Raw genomic sequence first — 19,735 nt, 5'->3', positions numbered from 1 at the left:
CGCCCGCCCCGGCCGACCAGAGCAGCGGCGGACCGGACCGGCGGCGGGCGGGTCAGTCGGTCAGCGGCCGGGTCATGGTCCGGTGCGGGATGCCCGCGTCCAGGTACTCCGGCCCATGGGCGGCATACCCGAGCCGCTGGTAGAAGCCGATGGCGTGCACCTGGGCGTGCAGCTCCATCTCCCGGCCGCCGCGCTCCGCCCCGGCCCGCTCGATGGCCCGGACCAGGGCGGCGCCCAGCCCGGTGCCCCGGGCGGCGGGCAGCACCGCGAGCCGGCCGAGCAGCACGGTGCCGTCGCGGCCCGCCACCTTGCGGGCCGCCTCGCCATGGACCAGCCGACCGGTGCCCAGCGGCACCCCGCCGGGCCCGGTGGCGAGCAGCTGGACGCAGACCGGGTCGAGGTCGTCCCACTCCTCGTCCTCCGGGATCTGCTGCTCCACGATGAACACCTCGCGGCGGACGCCGTGCACCTGCTCCAGCTCGGCTGCCGTGGCCGCGACCCGGATCTCGTAGGGGCCGGTCACTCAGCTCTCCGCCGAGATGATGTCCAGCGCCTTGGCCAGATCCGCCGGGTACGGGCTGTCGAACTCCACCCACTGGCCGTCCGAGGGGTGCTCGAAGCCCAGGTGGACGGCGTGCAGCCACTGGCGGGTGAGGCCGAGCCGCTTGGCCAGGGTGGGGTCAGCGCCGTACGTGAGGTCACCGACGCAGGGGTGGCGCAGCGCCGACATGTGCACCCGGATCTGGTGGGTGCGGCCGGTCTCCAGCTTGATGTCCAGCAGGGAGGCCGCGCGGAACGCCTCGATGAGGTCGTAGTGGGTGACCGAGGGCTTGCCGGAGGCGACCACGGCCCACTTCCAGTCGGAGCTGGGGTGGCGGTCGATCGGCGCGTCGACGGTGCCGTGCATCGGGTCGGGGTGGCCCTGCACCAGGGCGTTGTACCGCTTGTCCACGGTGCGCTCGCGGAACTGCTGCTTGAGCAGGGTGTACGCCAGCTCCGACTTGGCGACCACCATCAGGCCGGAGGTGCCGACGTCCAGCCGGTGCACGATGCCCTGGCGCTCGGCGGCGCCGGAGGTGGAGATCCGGTACCCGGCGGCGGCCAGGCCGCCGATGACGGTGGTGCCGGTCCAGCCGGGGCTGGGGTGCGCGGCGACGCCGACCGGCTTGTCGATCACCACGATGTGGTCGTCGTCGTGGACGATCCGCATGCCGTCGACCGGCTCGGCCACGATCTGCACCGGCGCCGGCGGGGCGGGGATCTCGACCTCCAGCCACGCCCCGGCCATCACCCGGTCGGACTTGCCCGCCACCGCGCCGTCCACCCGGACCTTGCCGTCGGCGGCGAGCTCGGCGGCCTTGGTGCGGGAGAAGCCGAACATCCGGGCCAGGGCGGCGTCGAGGCGCTCGCCCTCAAGGCCGTCGGGTACGGGAAGGGTACGGATCTGCGCTGCGGTACTCACCTGAATGAGTATGCCGGACACGGCGGCACCCCCCGTCCACCCGCAGGTCGGCCGGGCAACCGCCCGGGGGTGCACCGCGCCTGCCGAGCGCCCTTCAGGCGGGCTGGTCCGAGGCGGGCGACTCGGTGTCCTCGTCGTCGCGGTCGCGGTGGACGCTGCCGTCCGGGTTGGAGCCGCGGAAGGAGAGCAGCACCACCAGCACACCGCCGCAGACGATCGCCGAGTCGGCCAGGTTGAAGACCGCGAAGTGCTGGAGCGAGATGAAGTCCACCACATGGCCGCGGAAGACGGCGGGGTGGCGGAACAGCCGGTCGGTGAGGTTGCCCAGCGCGCCGCCGAGCAGCAGCCCGAGCGCCATCGCCCACGGCAGGCTGTACAGCTTGCGGGCGATCCGCCAGATGACCACGATCACCGAGGCCGCGATCAGGGTGAAGACGATGGTCAGGGCCTGGCCCATGCTGAAGGCCGCGCCCGGGTTGCGGATCACCTGGAAGGTGAGCACATCACCGATCGCCCGGATCGGGGCGTGCCCCTCCAGCCGGGCGACGACCAGCAGCTTGCTGCCCAGGTCGATGAGGTAGGCGAACAGCGCGACCGCGAGCAGCACGCCGATCCGGCGGCGCCCGGCCGGCGCTGCCGGTTCGGCGGTCGCCGGAGAGGCCGACGCCGGAGAGGCCGACGCGGGAGAGGGCGCAGGAGAGGCCGACGCGGTCTCCGCGGCGGCGGCGTTCTCCGCGCCGCCGTCCTGAGTCTGGTGGGAACCTGGCGTACTGATGATCCGCTCCGCTGCCGTCACAGGTGGGGACCGGCCCCGGGGCCGGGGCGGCGCTGTCGAGTCGAGCGTACGGCACCGGAGTGATCCAGGGCGGCCAGGGCGGGCTCCGCCGTGCTAGCGGCGCTCCTGCTTGGCCTTGCACTGGACGCAGAGCGTGGCGCGGGGGAACGCCTGGAGCCTGGCCTTGCCGACCGCCTTCCCGCAGGACTCGCAGACGCCGAAGCCGGTGCCGCGCAGCCGGTCGAGCGCGCGCTCGGTCTGGGCGAGCATGTCGCGGGCGTTGTTGGCCAGCGCGAGTTCGTGCTCGCGGGAGATGTTCTTGGTGCCCGCGTCCACCTGGTCGTCACCGGCGCCGTCGCCGGAGTCGCGCATCATGCCGGAGATGGCCGCCTCGGCGGTGTCGATCTCCAGCCGCAGGCGCTGCGCCTCCGAGGTCAGCTCGTCGCGCAGCTCGTCGACCTCGCCGGCGGTCCACGGGTCCTCGCCGGGGCGGACCGGCAGCTGCGCCGGGTCCAGCGGTCCCGGCTCCGGGATGGCCGCGGTGGCGGCGACGGTACGCGGGGCGGCCGCCGCCGCGTGGGTGCGGGCACCCGCCGCCGTCCGTCCTGCGCCGGTACCCGTCGTGCGGTGCGTTGTCACAGTCCCCTCCCCCGGTTCCGCCACGGCCCTGCGGGCCCGCCTGGTGGCGGTGATCCCGTTCTCAGCCTTCTCAGCCATGGCTACGACCCCTTCACGAACGGCGGTGGCCGGCGGTTCCCGGACCGCTCGGTGCGGGAACGATAAATCGCGGCGATTGCTACCACAACCGGACATTCCGACATCCAGCTGATATCCACCCGAGGAGGTCCCTCCCCGGGCATGACGAGGTTGTGCCCAGAACGTGACCCGCTAACCGCTTTCCGTACCGCCGACCCGGCCCGGCAGCCCAAAGCGATTGCGCCCGCCCTATAGACTGCTGGGGCGAGGCGTCGATGGGACGAGTACCGCCGCACGCAGCCAGCAGCGACCCGGGGACGGTGGGAGCCCGGGGGCGTGCGCGGCGCGAAGATCACCCCGGAGCCGCCGGAAGAACAGCCCCGCCACGAGCCCGTCCCGGTGGAGCCCAGTAGACCCGGCAGCAGCATCGAATGAGTGGGCCGCGGCACCGCAGCGCGGCCAAGGAGGGTGGTACCGCGGGCCGCGGCAGTGGCTCGTCCCTCCGTCGGAAGCCGTACGACTACGCGTCCGCCGGAGGAAGGCCCCGCGATGAGCACCCCAGAGCAGCAAAGCCAGCAAGCCCAGCGGCCCGGACGGTACCGGGCGGTTCCCGCCCAGGTGGACCTGCCCGCCATGGAGCACCAGGTGCTCGCCTTCTGGCGGGACGAGAAGATCTTCCAGCGCACCCTGGAGCAGTCCGAGGGCCGCCCCGAGTGGGTCTTCTACGAGGGCCCGCCGACCGCCAACGGCATGCCCGGCGCCCACCACATCGAGGCCCGCGTCTTCAAGGACGTCTTCCCCCGCTACCGCACCATGAAGGGCTTCCACGTCGGCCGCAAGGCCGGCTGGGACTGCCACGGCCTGCCGGTGGAGCTGGCGGTGGAGAAGGAGCTGGGCTTCTCCGGCAAGCAGGACATCGAGGCGTACGGCATCGCGGAGTTCAACGCCAAGTGCCGCGAGTCGGTCACCCGGCACACCGATGCCTTCACGGAGCTCACCGAGCGGATGGGCTACTGGGTCGACATGGACCAGGCCTACCGCACCATGGACCCCGACTACATCGAGTCGGTGTGGTGGTCGCTCAAGCAGATCTTCGACAAGGGCCTGCTGGTGCAGGACCACCGGGTGGCCCCCTGGTGCCCGCGCTGCGGCACCGGGCTGTCCGACCACGAGCTGGCCCAGGGCTACGAGACCGTGGTCGACCCGTCGGTCTTCGTCCGCTTCCCGCTCACCTCCGGCCCGCTGGCCGGGGAGGCGGCGCTGCTGGTCTGGACGACCACCCCCTGGACGCTGGTCTCCAACACCGCCGTCGCCGCCCACCCCGAGGTGACGTACGTGGTCGCCACCGACGGCCAGGAGAAGCTGGTCGTCGCGCAGCCGCTGCTCGGCAAGGCGCTCGGCGAGGGCTGGACGGCCACCGGGCAGACCTTCACCGGCCGGGAGATGGAGCGCTGGGCCTACCGGCGGCCGTTCGACCTGGTCGCCATCGACGACGCCCACTTCGTGGTCAACGACACCTATGTCACCACCGAGGACGGCACCGGCCTGGTCCACCAGTCCCCCGCCTTCGGCGAGGACGACCTGCGGGTCTGCCGCGCCTACGGCCTGCCGGTGGTCAACCCGGTGCGCCCGGACGGCACCTTCGAGGCCGAGGTGCCGCTGGTCGGCGGCGTCTTCTTCAAGAAGGCCGACGAGGCGCTGGTGGCCGACCTCCAGGCGCGCGGCCTGCTCTTCCGGCACCTGCCGTACGAGCACAGCTACCCGCACTGCTGGCGCTGCCACACCGCGCTGCTCTACTACGCGCAGCCGTCCTGGTACATCCGCACCACCGCCGTCAAGGACGCCCTGCTCCGCGAGAACGAGAACACCAACTGGTTCCCGGACAGCGTCAAGCACGGCCGCTACGGCGACTGGCTGAACAACAACGTCGACTGGGCGCTGAGCCGCAAGCGCTACTGGGGCACCCCGCTGCCGATCTGGACCTGCGAGCAGTCCCACCTCACCTGCGTCGGCTCGCTCACCGAGCTGGGCGAGCTGACCGGCCGCGACCTCTCCACCCTGGACCCGCACCGCCCGTACATCGACGAGGTCACCTTCGGCTGCCCGGAGTGCGGCACCACCGCGACCCGGGTGCCCGAGGTGATCGACGCCTGGTACGACTCGGGGTCGATGCCGTTCGCGCAGTGGGGCTACCCGTACCGCAACCAGGAGCTGTTCGAGAAGCGCTACCCGGCGCAGTTCATCTCCGAGGCGATCGACCAGACCCGCGGCTGGTTCTACTCGCTGATGGCCGTCGGCACCCTGGTCTTCGACCGCAGCTCGTACCAGAACGTCGTCTGCCTGGGCCACATCCTGGCCGAGGACGGCCGCAAGATGTCCAAGCACCTGGGCAACATCCTCCAGCCGATCCCGCTGATGGACCAGCACGGCGCCGACGCGGTGCGCTGGTTCATGGCCGCCAGCGGCTCGCCCTGGTCGGCGCGGCGGGTGGGGCACGGCACCATCCAGGAGGTGGTCCGCAAGACCCTCCTCACCTACTGGAACACCGTCGCCTTCCAGGCGCTGTACGCCCGCACCGCCGGCTGGGCGCCGTCCGCGACCGACCCGGCACCGGCCGAGCGGCCGCTGCTGGACCGCTGGCTCCTCTCCGAACTGGGCATCCTGGTACGGGAGGTGGACACCGCCCTCGACGGCTATGACACCCAGCGGGCCGGCAAGCTGCTCTCCGCCTTCGTCGACGACCTCTCCAACTGGTACGTACGCCGCTCCCGCCGCCGCTTCTGGCAGGGCGACCCGGCCGCGCTCGCCACCCTGCACGAGGTCGTGGACACCGTCACCCGGCTGATGGCGCCGCTGGTGCCGTTCATCACCGAGCGGGTCTGGCAGGACCTGGTGGTATCGGTCGCGCCGGACGCCCCCGCCTCGGTGCACCTGGCCACCTGGCCGGTCGCGGACGAGACGCTGATCGACCCGGCCCTCTCCCGCCACATGGCGCTGGTCCGGCGGCTGGTGGAGCTCGGCCGGGCCACCCGCGCCGACTCCGGGGTGAAGACCCGCCAGCCGCTCTCCCGGGCGCTGATCGCGGCGCACGGCTGGGAGGAGCTGCCCGCCGAGCTGCGCGCCCAGATCACCGACGAGCTGAACGTCACCGAGCTGGCCTCGCTGGCCGAGGTCGGCGGCTCCCTGGTGGACTCCACCGCCAAGGCCAACTTCCGGGCGCTGGGCAAGCGGTTCGGCAAGGGCGTCCAGGCCGTGGCCAAGGCCATCGCCGCCGCCGACGCCGCCGCGCTCTCCGCGTCGCTGCGCGCCACCGGCACCGCCGAGGTCGAGGTGGACGGCGAGCGGGTGGCGCTCACCCCGGAGGAGGTGGTCGTCACCGAGACCCCGCGCGAGGGCTGGGCGGTCGCCAACGAGTCCGGCGCCACCGTCGCGCTCGACCTGCACATCACCCCCGAGCTGCGCCGCACCGGCGTGGCCCGCGATGTGATCCGGCAGGTCCAGGAGGCCCGCAAGGGCAGCGGGTTGGACGTCGCGGACCGGATCGTGCTGCGCTGGACGGCCACCGACGCCGAGACCGCCGCCGCACTGGCCGAGCACTCGGCGCTGGTGGCCGACGAGGTACTGGCCGTCGACTTCGCGGAGGGCGACGCCGACTGGGCCGCCGAGCCGTTCACCGACGACTCCCTCGGCCTGACCTTCCGCCTCCGCAAGGTCTGACCCGCACGCCCCAGGGGCGCGAGGAACCGCACGACCGGCCACCTGTGGTCGTACGCGGTGCCTCGCGCCCCTGAGCGTCCCCCGAGCAGTTCCTCTGGGCAGCAGCTCCGGACATCGAACAGAACGAGGGCGCCCCCGCCGCGCAGTGCGGTGGGGGCGCCCTCGATGTGACTCAGACCACAGAAGACCGTGACCTCAGTTGTCGTTCTCCTCGTCGATCAGGAAGCCCCGCATCGGCGTCGGAGCCTGCTGCAGCGGCTGCGGCGGCTGCGGCCGCACCGCCGCCATCGGCTGGGTCATCCCCGCCGGGGCCATCGGTGCACCCTGGCCGCCGAAGCCCGGCTGCCCACTGCCGCCGCCGAACGACTGCTGCCCGCCGCCGAAGGGCTGGGCGCTGCCGCCGCCGAACGACTGCTGGCCGCCGAAGGTCTGACCGCCCATGCCCGCCGAAGCGCCGGCCGGGGCCATCGAAGCCGCCGGGGGCAGCGACGCGGTGGCCGGGGTGCGCGGCGGGGCGAGCGAGTCGTCGGCCTGCGACTCCAGCTGGCGCAGCTGGGTCTCCAGGTACGACTTCAGCCGCGTGCGGTACTCACGCTCGAAGGCCCGCAGGTCCTCGACCTTGCGCTCCAGGGTGGCGCGGGCCGACTCCAGGGAGCCCATGGCGACGCGGTGCTTCTCCTGGGCGTCCCGCTCCAGCGCGTCGGCCTTGGACCGGGCGTCGCGCTCCAGACCCTCGGCGCGGCTGCGGGCCTCACCGACGATCTTGTTGGCCTCGGAGCGCGCCTCCGCGATGGCCTGGTCGGCGGTCTGCTGGGCGAGCGCCAGCACACGGGCCGCGCTGTCGCCGCCCGGCCCCTGCTGCTGCTGGGGCAGGTGCGGCTGCGGCGGACCGCCGTGGCCCATCGGACCACCCATGGGACCGCCCATCGGGCCACCCATGGGGCCGCCCATCGGACCACCCATCTGCTGCTGCATCTGCTGCTGGCCACCGGGGCCCGGCGGCAGCTGCGGCGGGCCGCCCATCTGCTGCTGGCCGCCCGGAGGCAGGCCGAGCTGCTGGGGGCCGCCCATCTGGTGCGGCATCTGCTGCTGGCCGGGGCCCTGCTGGCCGTGCCCCTGCTGGCCGTGCTGCTGGCCGGGGACCGGCGGTCCTGATATGGCAGCGGGCACCGGAGCGTTGGGACGCTGCTGCTGTTGCTGCTGCTCCTGCTCCTTGCGCATGTTCTGCTGGTTCTGCGCTGCGGCCCGGGTCGCCGCGGCCAGCTTGGCCCGCAGGTCCTCGTTCTCGCGGAGCAGACGGGTCAGCTCGGACTCGACCTCATCGAGGAAGGCATCGACCTCGTCCTCGTCATAGCCTTCGCGGAGGCGGACGGTCGTGAACTGCTTGTTCCGAACGTCCTCGGGGGTCAACGGCATCTCTTCACCTCAACGTGATCGTCGGCACACCGGCGTCCTGTCGCGCGCTTACCACGGCAGTCTCACCACGAGCGAGATCAGGACATACACAATGATCATCAGTACGAAGAAGGACAGGTCGAGCGCCACGCCCCCGAGACGTAGCGGCGGAATGAACCGCCGCAGAAGCTTGAGCGGCGGATCCGTGACAGTGTACGTGGCCTCCAGGACCACAACCATGACCTTGCCGGGGTGCCACGAGCGGGCGAACTGGAAGACCCAGTCCATCACCAGCCGGAAGAGCAGGATGATCAGGAAGACGGTCAGTGCGTAGTAGAGCACTGCCGACACGATGCCCATCGCGCTTCCCTCTCCCTGTCCTGTCCCTCCCGCGGGCCACAGCCTGCGGGTCACTCACTGTCAGCGAATCCGTACCTGGTGTCGTGGCTGGGTCAGCTCTGGTTGAAGAACCCACCCTCGGCGATACGGGCCTTGTCCTCCGCCGTGACGTCGACGTTAGCAGGAGACAGCAGGAACACCTTCTGCGTCACCCGCTCGATGCTTCCGTGCAGACCGAAGACGAGCCCAGCCGCGAAGTCTACGAGGCGCTTGGCATCGGTGTCGTCCATCTCCGTGAGATTCATGATCACGGGCGTTCCGTCGCGGAAGTGTTCCCCGATGGTGCGGGCCTCGTTGTAGGTTCGCGGATGGAGTGTGGTGATGCGGTACGGCTCTCGCTCACTGACGACCTTGGGCATGATCACCGGGGGGCTCTTCTCCACGTGGCGGCGTTCGGGTGTGATGGACGACACGGGGGCCATCCGGGCCGGCTCCTGCCGGATCGGGACCGCCTGGGCCGCCGCCGGGGCGGCGTGCGCCGCCGCATGGGCGGCCGCGGGCCGTGGCACCTCCTCGGTACGTCCGGTACGCAGCGGCTCGGGGTCCGCGTCGTAGTCGTCGTCGGGGTCGTACCCCTGGCCGTCGTACGTCTCGTCCTCCACGAGGCCGAGGTAGACCGCCATCTTGCGCATAGCGCCGGCCATACTCCTGTCCTCCGCTCTGTGGTGGATCGGCTCCGTCACCGGCCTGACCCCGCGTCGGTGGCGCCGAGCGCGGGACCGCGGTCCGCATCGGGGCCCGACTGCACGTCAGGCCCCGCACGTGGCCGCGGACATACGATCCACGATTCGCTGTCCGCAACGCGGAAGCGACTAATCTTTGTCCTATTTTGTCCTGTGGTCTGATCTACTAACCGGTGACGTTACCGGAGGGGTGGCCGGACGCCGAGTACCGCCGTTCCGACGCGCACATGTGTCGCCCCGGCCACGATGGCCTGTTCGAGGTCCCCACTCATCCCCGCCGAGACCATCGTGGCACCGGGATGGGCCGCCCGTACGGCGGTTGCGATTTCCGCCAGTCGGGCGAAAGCCGCCGCCGGGTCGCCCGCGTACGGGCCCGCCAGCGGTGCGACGGTCATCACACCGTCAAGGCGCAGCCCCGGCGCGGCGGCGACGGCGTCGGCCAGCGCGGCCACCTCGTCCGGAGCGGCACCGGCTCGTCCGGCACCCTCGCCGGCCTCCTTGTCAAGTGCGACCTGCACCAGGCAGCCGAGTTCGGGCCGTTCTGCGCGCAGCACGGCGGTGGAGAGCGCGTCCACCAGCCGCAGCCGGTCCACCGAGTGGACATAGTTCGCGTAACGGACCACCGACCGGACCTTGTTGGTCTGCAACTGCCCGACGAAGTGCCAGGTCAGTGGCAGGTCCTTGCACTGCTCGGCCTTGGGTGCCGCGTCCTGGTCCCGGTTCTCCGCCACCTCGGTGACACCGAGTGACGCCAGCAGCCTGCTGTCCGCGGCCGGATAGGTCTTGGTCACCACGATCAGCCGGACCGCGTCGCGCGGTCGGCCGGCGGCGGCGCAGGCGTCGGTGATGCGCCGCTCGACGGCGGCCAGGTTGTCCGCGAGTTGGGCCCGTCGGTCCCGCTGAGCCTCGGTCATGGCAGCGGGCAGCGGCGGCTCGTCGGGCGACGGGCCGTGGGAATCATTCGTCATCTCTGTCGCTTATCTCTGGTCGGGCTCGGCCGCGCCCCGGCTCCGGCTGCCGGACGGGTCCAACCAGACGTAGCCGGCGAGGCGCCCGGTGCGCCGGTCGCGGCGGTAGGAGAAGTGGTCCGCCGACTCCAGGGTGCAGACCGGCGAGCGGCGCCGGTCGGTGACTCCGAGTCCGGCGAGCTGGGCGTGCACCCCGCCGGGGACGTCCAGCGCGGGGGTGCCCCAGCCGGTGGTGGCGTGTGCGGCCGGTACGGCTGCGGCGACCTCGGCCCGCAGCGCGTCGGGGACCTCGTAGCAGCGGCCGCAGACGGTGGGCCCGGTGACGGCGGTGATCCGCTCGGGCCGGGCGCCGAGCCGCAGCATCGCTTCGACGGCGGCGGCCACCACCCCGGCGGCGAGCCCGGGGCGTCCGGCGTGGGCGGCGGCGGCGACCCCGGCGACGGGGTCGGCCAGCAGCACGGGGGTGCAGTCGGCGGTGAGCACCGCGAGGGCGAGCCCCGGGCGGGTGGTGACGATCGCGTCCACCCGGGGGGCCTCGCCGTCGGCCTGCCGGGTGGTGACCTCGGCGACCTCGCGCCCGTGCACCTGGTTCATCCAGACGACGTCGGCCGGGTCCAGGCCGAGCGACTCGGCGGCCAGCGCCCGGTTGCGCCGGACGGCGGCCGGGTCGTCACCCACCGCGCCGCCGAGGTTGAGCTCCTGGTACGGCGCGGAGCTCACGCCGCCCCACCGGTCGGTGAAGGCGAAGTGAGCCCCGTCGCGTGCGATGCGCTGCCCGATCACAGGTCGTCCCCCGGACCGGCCGTCTTCGGGCCGGTCGGGCCGGTTGCCGTCGGGCCGGTTGCCGTCGGGCCGATCGCTATCGGGCAGGTCACTTGAGGAAGTCCGGCACGTCGAGCTCCTCGGCCGGGGTCTCCACATAGTGCCGCTGGATCGAGGGCATCTGCGGCGGCACCGGGCTGGCGACCGGGGCCGGGGCCGTCTCGGGGCGGCGGGACGGCGGCTCGTCGGCCATCGGGGCGACCGCGCCGAGACCGCCGTAGGAGGGGCGGGACGGCGCCGGGCGGTCCCGCTCCGGCGGGGTGGCCTTGACCACCGGCTCGCGGACGATGGCCGGCGGCTGGCCGCCGTCGAAGCCCGCCGCGATCACGGTGACCCGGACCTCGTCGCCGAGCGCGTCGTCGATCACCGCGCCGAAGATGATGTTGGCCTCCGGGTGGGCGGCCTCGCTGACCAGCTGGGCCGACTCGTTGATCTCGAAGAGCCCCAGGTCGGAACCGCCGGAGATGGAGAGCAGCACGCCCCGGGCGCCGTCGATGGACGCCTCCAGCAGCGGCGAGGAGATGGCCATCTCGGCCGCCGCCTTGGCGCGGTCCTCCCCACGGGCGGAGCCGATGCCCATCAGCGCCGAACCGGCGTCCGACATCACCGACTTGACGTCCGCGAAGTCCAGGTTGATCAGGCCGGGGGTGGTGATCAGATCGGTGATGCCCTGGACACCGGAGAGCAGCACCTGGTCGGCGGAGCGGAAGGCGTCGAGCACGCTGACCTGGCGGTCCGAGATGGACAGCAGCCGGTCGTTGGGGATCACGATGAGGGTGTCGACCTCTTCGCGCAGTTGCGCGATGCCGTCCTCGGCCTGGTTGGCGCGGCGGCGGCCCTCGAAGGTGAAGGGGCGGGTGACCACGCCGATGGTCAGCGCGCCCAGCGAGCGGGCGATGTTGGCGACCACGGGCGCGCCGCCGGTGCCGGTGCCGCCGCCCTCGCCCGCGGTGACGAAGACCATGTCGGCCCCCTTGAGGACCTCCTCGATCTCCTCGCGGTGGTCCTCCGCGGCCTTGCGGCCGACGTCGGGGTTGGCTCCGGCGCCGAGGCCCCGGGTGAGTTCGCGGCCGACGTCGAGCTTGACGTCGGCGTCGCTCATCAGGAGGGCCTGCGCATCGGTGTTGATCGCGATGAACTCGACGCCCTTGAGACCGACCTCGATCATCCGGTTGATGGCGTTGACACCACCGCCGCCGATACCGACGACCTTGATGACTGCGAGGTAGTTCTGCGGTGCTGCCACGTCGAAGGCCTCTCGCCTCGATTTTCCAGGTCGGACGGCGGCGTGGGGTCTGCCGTTCCGACGGATGCCGATGGGTGGGGTGCCCGTTTTCGGAGCACCTGCCCCGAAATGCCGACCGCCGACCCGAACCCTAACCTTGACCTTTAGGGTTAATGCTGTGCCACTGTCTCTCTCAACGTCCTGGTGACACAGGACACTAGGTCGATGCGCGGCTGCGTTCAACGAACACGCCGAGCCTCCTGCTTTTCTTTTGAGCCTATGTGATCATCCCTCGGCCTGCCCAGCCGGGGTGGACCACCAAGCGTCGGCCACCGGGCGGGCCGCGTCAACAGATCGACCCGGCGTCAAGGCGCCGTAGCGGGCGCCTCCGGAGCGCTGACGTCATAGCTCCTGGCCTGCCTGGTGAGCAGCGCGGCCAGCACTTTCGCCTTGCGCGGACCACGCTCGCTGCTCCCCCAGAGCACCGTCCGGTCGCCGTCCAGCCGCAGCTGGATGTCGTCGTAGGAGTGCACCTCGATGAAGCGGACCCGCTTGGCCACCGTGGGCGGCAGATCCCCCGCCACCTGCACCGCCGCCGCGATCAACTCCCGCTGCGGGAAGACCGCGAGGGCGTCCCGGGCGGCCTGGGTGGGCTTCAGCTCCACCACGGGCACGCCCGCCGGGGCGGTGGCCTCGGTGGCGAACCGCACCCCGGCCGCGTCGACCTGGGTGTAGCCGCCGGACTCCCTGACCGCCGCCACCGGGTGACGCTCGGTCACCTTGATCCGTACGGTGTGCGGCCAGCCCCGCCAGACCTCCACCTTGGCCACCCGGCGGAGCCCCTTGACGACCCGGCCGCGCACCGCCCCGGTGTCCACCCGGGCCAGCGGCCCGCCGGGGTGCACCCGGGCGGCGGCGACGACCTGGTCGGCGGTCAGCTTCTCGGTACCGGTGACCGCGACCGTACGGACGTCCAGCACCGAGGAGAGGAAGACCAGCCAGAGGCCGAAGCCGAGCAGCAGCGCACCGAGCGCCGCGACCACGGCCGTGCCCCGCCGGGACAGCCGCAGCCGGGGCGGCGGCCCGTCGGCCGCCGCCCGCTCCGCCCGCTCCTCCGGGGCGACCGCCGCGTCAGCCACGGTGCGGGCCGTGCCCCCGAGCCGCGCCGATCGCCTCGTACACCATGCCGACCAGCAGGTCGTCCGCGTCGCGGCGGCCGAACTCGGCGGCCGCCCTGCTCATGTCCCAGAGCCGCTGCGGGTCGGTGAGCACCGGCAGGACGTTGGCGAGCACCCACTCCGGGCTCAGCTCGGCGTCGTCCACCAGCAGTCCGCCGCCGGCCTTGATCATCGGCTGGGCGTTCAGCCGCTGCTCGCCGTTGCCGATCGGCAGCGGTACGAAGGCGGCGGGCAGGCCCACGGCGGCCAGCTCGGCCACCGTCATCGCGCCGGCCCGGCAGAGCATCATGTCGGCGGCGGCGTAGGCGAGGTCCATCCGGTCCAGGTAGGGCACCGGGCGGTAGGGCGGCATGCCGGGGATGTCGTCCACCCGGGGCAGCTCGTTCTTCGGGCCGACGGCGTGCAGGATCTGCACCCCGTACTGCTGGAGGCGGGGGGCGATGGCCTGCACCGTCTCGTTCAGTCGGCGGGCGCCCTGCGAGCCGCCGCTGACCAGCAGGGTGGGCAGCCGCTGGTCGAGGCCGAAGTAGTGCCTGGCCTCGGGGCGGACCGCGTTGCGGTCCAGGGTGGCAATGGTGCGGCGCAGCGGGATGCCGACGTAGCGGGCGCCGCGCAGCTTGCTGTCCGGGGTGGAGACCGCGACGAAGTCGGTGTAGCGGGAGCCGACCTTGTTGGCCAGCCCGGGGCGGGCGTTGGCCTCGTGGACGACGATCGGGACACCGGCCCGCTTGGCGGCCAGGTAGGCCGGCATGGCGACATAGCCGCCGAAGCCGACCACCACATCGGCCTTGGTGCGTTCGATGATGTCCTGGGTGGCCTTCACCGTGGCCCGCAGCCGGCCCGGCACGGTGATCAGCTCCGGGGTGGGCTTGCGGGGCAGCGGCACCGCCGGGATCAGCTCCAGGTGGTAGCCGCGCTCGGGGACCAACCTGGTCTCCAGGCCCCGCTCCGTGCCGAGCGCCGTGATGCCCACCGTCGGGTCGTGCCGGCGGAGTGCGTCGGCGAGGGCGAGCGCGGGCTCGATGTGACCGGCGGTCCCCCCGCCGGCGAGTACGACATGCACCGAAATTCACCGCTCCCTGCGCGGCGGCTGCTTCGCGGGCCGCGCTGTGGTTCGTCGTGGCAGCACCCGGGCCAGGAGCGCCCTGGTCCGGGAGGTGGAGCCCCGCGCGGCCAGTGCCGCCCTGGCCCCCGGCTCGCTGCGTGCGAAGCACAGCAGCATGCCGATGGCGAACAGGGTCGGCAGCAGTGCGGACCCTCCGTAGGAGAACAGCGGGAGCGGGACTCCTGCGATGGGCAGCAGTCCCAGCACCGCACCCATGTTGATCACGGACTGGGCCATGATCCAGGTGGTGGCGCCTCCCGCGGCGTACCTGACGAAGGGGTCCTTCGTGCGTCCGGCCACGCGGATACCCGCATACCCTAGTGCCGCGAAGAGGGCGAGCACCGACAGCGTCCCTGCCAGACCCAGCTCCTCGCCGGTGACGGCGAAGATGAAGTCGGTGTGCGAGGCGGGCAACTGGCCCCACTTCTCCACGCCGGCGCCGAGCCCGGAGCCGAAGATGCCGCCGGAGGCCAGCGCGTAGAGGCCGTGTACGGCCTGCCAGCAGGGCTCGTCGGGGCCGGTACGGGTGACGCCGACGCAGTTGATCCGGGCGAGCCGGTGCGGGGCCAGCAGGATCAGCACGCTGGACATCACGGCGGCGAGGGCCGCGGCCCCGGCGAAGAGCCGCAGCGGCGCTCCGGCCATCCAGAGCAGGCCGAAGAGGACCGCGACCAGGATCATGGCGGTGCCCATGTCGCCACCGGCCATGATCAGCATCAGCAGGAAGACCGCGCCGGGCACCAGCGGCACCAGCAGGTGCTTCCACTGGTCGAGCATCCGGGTCTTCTGCTTGCGGGCGAGCAGGTCGGCGCCCCAGAGCACCAGGGCCAGCTTGCCGAACTCCGAGGGCTGGAGCTGGAACAGCCCGACGTTGATCCAGTTGCGGTTGCCGCCGACCTCGACGCCGATACCGGGGATGGTGACCAGCACCATCAGGAAGACGGAGCCCAGCAGCAGCGGGTAGGCCAGCGTCCGGTGCACCGCGATCGGCAGCCGGGCCGCGACCAGCATCAGGCCGCAGCCCAGCACCACCGCGAGCAGCTGCTTGCCGAAGTAGAACAGCACCGGCCGGCCCTGGCTGAGCGCGGTGATCTGGGAGGCGGAGAAGACCATCACCAGGCCCAGCACCAGGATCAGCAGGCTGGAGCCGAGGATCAGGTAGTAGGCCGTCAGCGGCCGGTCCAGGGCGCGCTGGAAGCGGGCGGCCAGCGCCCGGGGCCCGGCGGGCCAGCCGGAGGCGCGGAAGGTGGTGGTGGTCGCCGAGATGACCGGGGGCCGGGCGGCGGGGCGCTCGGTCGGCGGCGCGGCGGGCCGCCCGCGTCCCTGTCCTGCCACCGCTCGCCCCTTCCCGGTCGGTCTCCTCAGCGCCCCCGCGACGGGGTCACCCCGGTCGGCGTACGGCGGCGGCGAAGAGGTCCCCGCGCTCGCCGTAGTTGGTGAACATGTCCATCGAGGCGCAGGCCGGGGCCAGCAGCACGGTGTCGCCGGGCCGGGCGAGGCCGGCGGCGGCCCGTACGATCAGCTCCATGGCCTCGGCGCCAGTCTGACCCGATACCGGTTCGATCACCGGCACATCCGGGGCGTGTCGCGCCAGTGCTTCGCGGATCACGGCGCGGTCGGCGCCGATCAGCACCGCGCCGCGCAGCCGGTCGGCGGCGGTGCGCACCAGCTCGTCGAAGGCGGCGCCCTTGGCGAGGCCGCCGGCGATCCAGACGACCGGCCGGTAGGCGGCCAGCGAGGCGGCGGCGGCGTGGGTATTGGTGGCCTTGGAGTCGTCGATGTACGTGACGCCGTCCACCACGGCGACCTCCGCGATCCGGTGCGCGTCGGGCCGGAAGGCCCGCAGGCCGTCCCGGACGGCGCGCGGCTCCACGCCGTAGGCGCGGGCCAGGGCCGCGGCGGCCAGCGCGTTCGCGATGTTGTGCGGGGCCGGCGGCTGGACGTCCTGGACGGAGGCCAGCTCGGCGGCGCTGCGCTGCCGGTCGGCGACGAACGCGCGGTCGACCAGCAGGCCGTCCACCACGCCGAGTTCGGAGAGCCCGGGGGCGCCGAGGGTGAAGCCGACGGCGCGGCAGCCCTCCTCGACGTCGGCCGCGCGGACCAGCTCCTCGGTGGCCGGGTCGGCGGTGTTGTAGACGCAGGCGACGGTGTTGCCCTGGTAGGCGCGGCCCTTGTCGGCCGCGTACGCCGCCATGGAGCCGTGCCAGTCCAGGTGGTCCGGTGCCAGGTTGAGCACCGCGGCGGAGTGCGGGCGCAGCGAGGGCGCCCAGTGCAGCTGGTAGCTGGACAGCTCGACCGCGAGCACGTCGTACGGCTCCTCGGCCAGCACGGCGTCCAGCACCGGGACGCCGACGTTGCCGACGGCGGCGGTGCGCCGCCCGGCGGCGCCGAGGATGGAGGCGAGCATCTGCACGGTGGTGGTCTTGCCGTTGGTGCCGGTGACGGCCAGCCAGGGGGCCGGTTCGCCGGTGGCGGGGTGCGGGGGGCGCAGCCGCCAGGCCAGCTCGACATCGCCCCAGACCGGTACGCCCGCCGCGTCGGCGGCGGCGAACAGCGGGCTGGACGGCGGCCAGCCGGGCGAGGTGACGATCAGTTCGGTGCCGGGCGGCAGGGTGTCGGCGTCGCCCAGCCGGACGGTGACGCCCGCCGCCTCCAGCCCGGCGGCGCGCTCGCGCAGCGCCGGGGAGTCGCCGCCGTCCACCGCGGTGACGGCGGCGCCGAGGCCGTGCAGCACCCGGGCGGCGCTGATCCCGGAGATGCCGAGCCCGGCGACGGCGACGGCGCGGCCGTCCCAGTCCGGGGTGTCACCGGGAGGGGTCATCGGTCGCTCACCCAGCCCGTGTAGAAGAGTCCGAGGCCGACGGCGACGCAGAGTCCCTGGATGATCCAGAACCGGACCACGATCAGGACCTCGCTCCACCCCTTGAGTTCGAAGTGGTGCTGGAGCGGTGCCATCTTGAAGACGCGTTTGCCGGTCAGCCGGAAGGAGCCGACCTGGATGATCACCGACAGGGTGATCAGGACGAAGAGGCCGCCGAGCAGGGCGAGCAGCATCTCGGTGCGGGAGCAGATCGCCAGACCGGCGAGCGCGCCGCCGAGGGCGAGGGAGCCGGTGTCGCCCATGAAGATCTTGGCGGGCGAGGTGTTCCACCACAGGAAGCCGAAGCAGGAGCCCATCAGCGCCGAGGCGACCACCGCGAGGTCCAGCGGATCGCGGACGTCGTAGCAGTTGGCGGTGGCGGTGAGGGTGAAGGCGCAGTTCTGGCCGTGCTGCCAGACGCCGATGAAGACGTACGCGCCGAAGACCATCACCGAGGCGCCGGTGGCCAGGCCGTCCAGGCCGTCGGTGAGGTTCACGCCGTTCGACATCGCGGCGATCATGAAATACGCCCAGATGACGAACAGCACGGGCCCTATCGACCAGCCGAAGTCCTGCACGAACGACAGCTTGGTGGACGCCGGGGTGAGGCCCCGGCTGTCCTGGAACTGGAGCGACAGCACCGCGAACGCCAGGCCGACGGCGGACTGGCCGACCAGCTTGGCCTTGGCCCGCAGGCCCAGCGAGCGCTGCTTGATGACCTTGATGTAGTCGTCCAGGAAGCCGACCAGGCCCAGACCGGCCATCAGGAACAGCACCAGCAGCCCGGAGGCGGTCGGCGGCTTGTCCGGCACGATGGCATGGGTCGCCGCGTAGGCGATCAGCGTCGCCAGGATGAAGGCGATGCCACCCATGGTCGGCGTGCCGCGCTTGCTGTGGTGCGCGGCCGGGCCGTCGTCGCGGATCATCTGGCCGTAGCCGTGCCTGGCCAGCAGCCTGATCAGCAGCGGGGTCCCGATCAGCGTGAGGACCAGGCCGATCACTCCCGCGAAGAGGATCTGCCTCACCGGGCCACCCCGTTCGTCCCGTCGGCGCCGCCGGCCAGCAGGGCCTCGGCGACCCGCTCCAGACCGGCCGCCCGGGAAGCCTTCACCAGCACCACATCCCCCGGCCGTACCTGATCGCGCAGCAGATCGATCGCCGCGTCAGCGTCGGACACCAGCACCGACTCCTCACCCCACGAACCCTCGTTCTTGGCACCCATGTCGAGCCACGCCGCCTCGCGGCCGCCGACCGCCACCACCTTGGTGATGTTCAGTCGGACCGCCAGGCGTCCGATGGCATCGTGCTCCGCGAGGGAGTCCTCGCCGAGCTCCCGCATCTCGCCGAGCACCGCCCAGGTACGCCGGCGCTGCTGTTCGGTGCCGGCCATCGCCGCGAGCGCTCGCAGCGCGGCCCGGACGGAGTCCGGATTCGCGTTGTAGGCGTCGTTGACGACGGTGACACCGTCGGCCCGTTCGACGACCTCCATGCGCCAGCGGGAGAGCGCACCCGCCTCGCCCAGGGCGGCGGCGGTGTCGTCGGCGGACATCCCGAACTCCACCGCCACCGCTGCGGCGGCGAGGGCGTTCGAGACGTGGTGCTCACCGTACAGGCGCAGGACCACCGGGGCGGAACCGGCCGGGGTGATCAGTGTGAAGGACGCGCGGCCGAGCGCGTCCAACCGGACGTCCGCCGCCCTGATGTGGGCCTCTGACGCCTCGCCGAAGAACACCACCCGGGCCTTGGTCCGGGCCGCCATCGCACGGACCAGCGGGTCGTCGGCGTTGAGCACGGCCACCCCGTCGGCCGGCAGCGCCTCCACCAGCTCGCCCTTGGCCTCCGCGATGCCCGCCCGGCTGCCGAACTCACCGAGGTGCGCGGTGCCGACGTTGAGCACCACACCGACCCGGGGCGGGGTGATGCCGGTCAGGTAGGCGATGTGGCCCTTGCCCCGGGCGCCCATCTCCAGCACCAGGTGGCGGGTCTCCTCGTCGGCGCGCAGCGCGGTGAGCGGCATGCCGATCTCGTTGTTGAGGTTGCCGGCCGGGCAGACCGTCGGGCCGAGCCGCTCCAGCAGCTGGCCGATCAGGTCCTTGGTGCTGGTCTTGCCGGACGAGCCGGTGAGCCCGACCACCGCCGTGCCGTCCCGCAGCCGGTCCACGACCGTACGGGCGAGCAGGCCCAGCGCCGCGACCACGTCGTCCACCACCACGGCGGGCACGCCGACCGGACGGGACGCCAGCACGGCGGCGGCGCCGTCCTTGACGGCCCCGGCGGCGAAGTCGTGCCCGTCCGCCCGCTCACCGGCCACGGCGGCGAACAGACCGCCCGGCCGCACCTGGCGGGAGTCCACCACCACCGGGCCGGTGATCCGGACCTGCGGGTCGGGGACGTCGTGCAGCGTCCCCCCGACGGCCGTGGCGACCTCGGCGAGGGTCAGTGCGATCACT

Annotated in this window: 17 protein-coding genes; 1 reads left to right on the top strand and 16 read right to left on the bottom strand. The window is 72.6% G+C overall.

Features of this window, described 5'->3' with window-relative positions; genetic code table 11:
- Positions 1 to 52: 52 nt before the first annotated feature.
- From ACIQGZ_RS11710 to ACIQGZ_RS11695, 4 genes are all read right to left on the bottom strand, one after another.
- On the bottom strand, positions 53 to 523 hold the full coding sequence (locus ACIQGZ_RS11710) for a GNAT family N-acetyltransferase (protein WP_402601077.1): 471 nt from the start codon (positions 521 to 523) through the stop codon (positions 53 to 55).
- Positions 524 to 1,462 carry an RluA family pseudouridine synthase gene (locus tag ACIQGZ_RS11705; RefSeq protein ID WP_402601075.1) on the bottom strand — a complete coding sequence of 313 codons (939 nt, stop codon included), beginning with the start codon at positions 1,460 to 1,462 and terminating at the stop codon, positions 524 to 526.
- A 94-nt stretch (positions 1,463 to 1,556) separates the two neighbouring features.
- Positions 1,557 to 2,258, bottom strand: a complete 702-nt coding sequence (lspA, locus tag ACIQGZ_RS11700) for a signal peptidase II (RefSeq protein ID WP_402601073.1) — start codon at positions 2,256 to 2,258, stop codon at positions 1,557 to 1,559.
- Positions 2,259 to 2,351: 93 nt separating this feature from the next.
- Positions 2,352 to 2,876, bottom strand: a complete 525-nt coding sequence (locus ACIQGZ_RS11695; protein ID WP_402601072.1) for a TraR/DksA family transcriptional regulator — start codon at positions 2,874 to 2,876, stop codon at positions 2,352 to 2,354.
- A 606-nt stretch (positions 2,877 to 3,482) separates the two neighbouring features.
- On the opposite strand from ACIQGZ_RS11695, the gene ileS reads away from it, so the two are divergent.
- Entirely contained in the window at positions 3,483 to 6,650 is a 3,168-nt protein-coding gene (ileS, locus tag ACIQGZ_RS11690; protein ID WP_402601071.1) for an isoleucine--tRNA ligase, read from the top strand.
- Positions 6,651 to 6,845: 195 nt separating this feature from the next.
- Here ileS and ACIQGZ_RS11685 read toward each other — a convergent pair whose 3' ends face one another.
- The 12 genes from ACIQGZ_RS11685 to murF form a co-directional block, all read right to left on the bottom strand.
- On the bottom strand, positions 6,846 to 8,066 hold the full coding sequence (locus ACIQGZ_RS11685; protein ID WP_402601069.1) for a DivIVA domain-containing protein: 1,221 nt from the start codon (positions 8,064 to 8,066) through the stop codon (positions 6,846 to 6,848).
- A 48-nt stretch (positions 8,067 to 8,114) separates the two neighbouring features.
- Complete coding sequence (locus ACIQGZ_RS11680; protein ID WP_402601067.1) at positions 8,115 to 8,405, bottom strand: YggT family protein; 291 nt, start codon at positions 8,403 to 8,405, stop codon at positions 8,115 to 8,117.
- Between the two features lie 92 nt (positions 8,406 to 8,497).
- Positions 8,498 to 9,088 carry a cell division protein SepF gene (locus ACIQGZ_RS11675; protein ID WP_402601454.1) on the bottom strand — a complete coding sequence of 197 codons (591 nt, stop codon included), beginning with the start codon at positions 9,086 to 9,088 and terminating at the stop codon, positions 8,498 to 8,500.
- A gap of 218 nt (positions 9,089 to 9,306) precedes the next feature.
- Positions 9,307 to 10,041 carry a YggS family pyridoxal phosphate-dependent enzyme gene (locus tag ACIQGZ_RS11670; protein ID WP_402601453.1) on the bottom strand — a complete coding sequence of 245 codons (735 nt, stop codon included), beginning with the start codon at positions 10,039 to 10,041 and terminating at the stop codon, positions 9,307 to 9,309.
- Positions 10,042 to 10,104: 63 nt separating this feature from the next.
- Entirely contained in the window at positions 10,105 to 10,878 is a 774-nt protein-coding gene (gene pgeF, locus ACIQGZ_RS11665; RefSeq protein WP_402601065.1) for a peptidoglycan editing factor PgeF, read from the bottom strand.
- An 88-nt stretch (positions 10,879 to 10,966) separates the two neighbouring features.
- Positions 10,967 to 12,163 (bottom strand): cell division protein FtsZ, encoded by a 1,197-nt coding sequence (ftsZ, locus tag ACIQGZ_RS11660; RefSeq protein ID WP_402601063.1) that lies wholly within the window; start codon positions 12,161 to 12,163, stop codon positions 10,967 to 10,969.
- A 344-nt stretch (positions 12,164 to 12,507) separates the two neighbouring features.
- Positions 12,508 to 13,281: a cell division protein FtsQ/DivIB gene (locus ACIQGZ_RS11655; protein WP_402601061.1), complete on the bottom strand. Its 774-nt coding sequence runs from the start codon at positions 13,279 to 13,281 to the stop codon at positions 12,508 to 12,510.
- Positions 13,274 to 14,383, bottom strand: a complete 1,110-nt coding sequence (gene murG / locus ACIQGZ_RS11650) for an undecaprenyldiphospho-muramoylpentapeptide beta-N-acetylglucosaminyltransferase (protein WP_402601059.1) — start codon at positions 14,381 to 14,383, stop codon at positions 13,274 to 13,276. The genes ACIQGZ_RS11655 and murG overlap by 8 nt, the downstream gene beginning before the upstream one ends.
- Before the next feature lie 6 nt (positions 14,384 to 14,389).
- Positions 14,390 to 15,760, bottom strand: coding sequence for a putative lipid II flippase FtsW (gene ftsW / locus ACIQGZ_RS11645; RefSeq protein WP_402601058.1), 1,371 nt, complete (start codon positions 15,758 to 15,760; stop codon positions 14,390 to 14,392).
- Positions 15,761 to 15,806: 46 nt separating this feature from the next.
- Positions 15,807 to 17,246, bottom strand: coding sequence for a UDP-N-acetylmuramoyl-L-alanine--D-glutamate ligase (murD, locus tag ACIQGZ_RS11640; RefSeq protein ID WP_402601057.1), 1,440 nt, complete (start codon positions 17,244 to 17,246; stop codon positions 15,807 to 15,809).
- Positions 17,243 to 18,310, bottom strand: coding sequence for a phospho-N-acetylmuramoyl-pentapeptide-transferase (gene mraY, locus ACIQGZ_RS11635; RefSeq protein WP_402601055.1), 1,068 nt, complete (start codon positions 18,308 to 18,310; stop codon positions 17,243 to 17,245). The genes murD and mraY overlap by 4 nt, the downstream gene beginning before the upstream one ends.
- On the bottom strand, positions 18,307 to 19,734 hold the full coding sequence (murF, locus tag ACIQGZ_RS11630) for a UDP-N-acetylmuramoyl-tripeptide--D-alanyl-D-alanine ligase (protein ID WP_402601053.1): 1,428 nt from the start codon (positions 19,732 to 19,734) through the stop codon (positions 18,307 to 18,309). The genes mraY and murF overlap by 4 nt, the downstream gene beginning before the upstream one ends.
- Between the last annotated feature and the right edge of the window lies 1 nt (position 19,735).

Origin of the sequence: Streptomyces sp. NPDC092296 (genome assembly GCF_044755465.1) — a bacterium.
Classification (GTDB): domain Bacteria; phylum Actinomycetota; class Actinomycetes; order Streptomycetales; family Streptomycetaceae; genus Peterkaempfera.
Note: the sequence above shows the minus strand (reverse complement) of the source record. Positions and strands in the feature narration are given on the sequence as shown.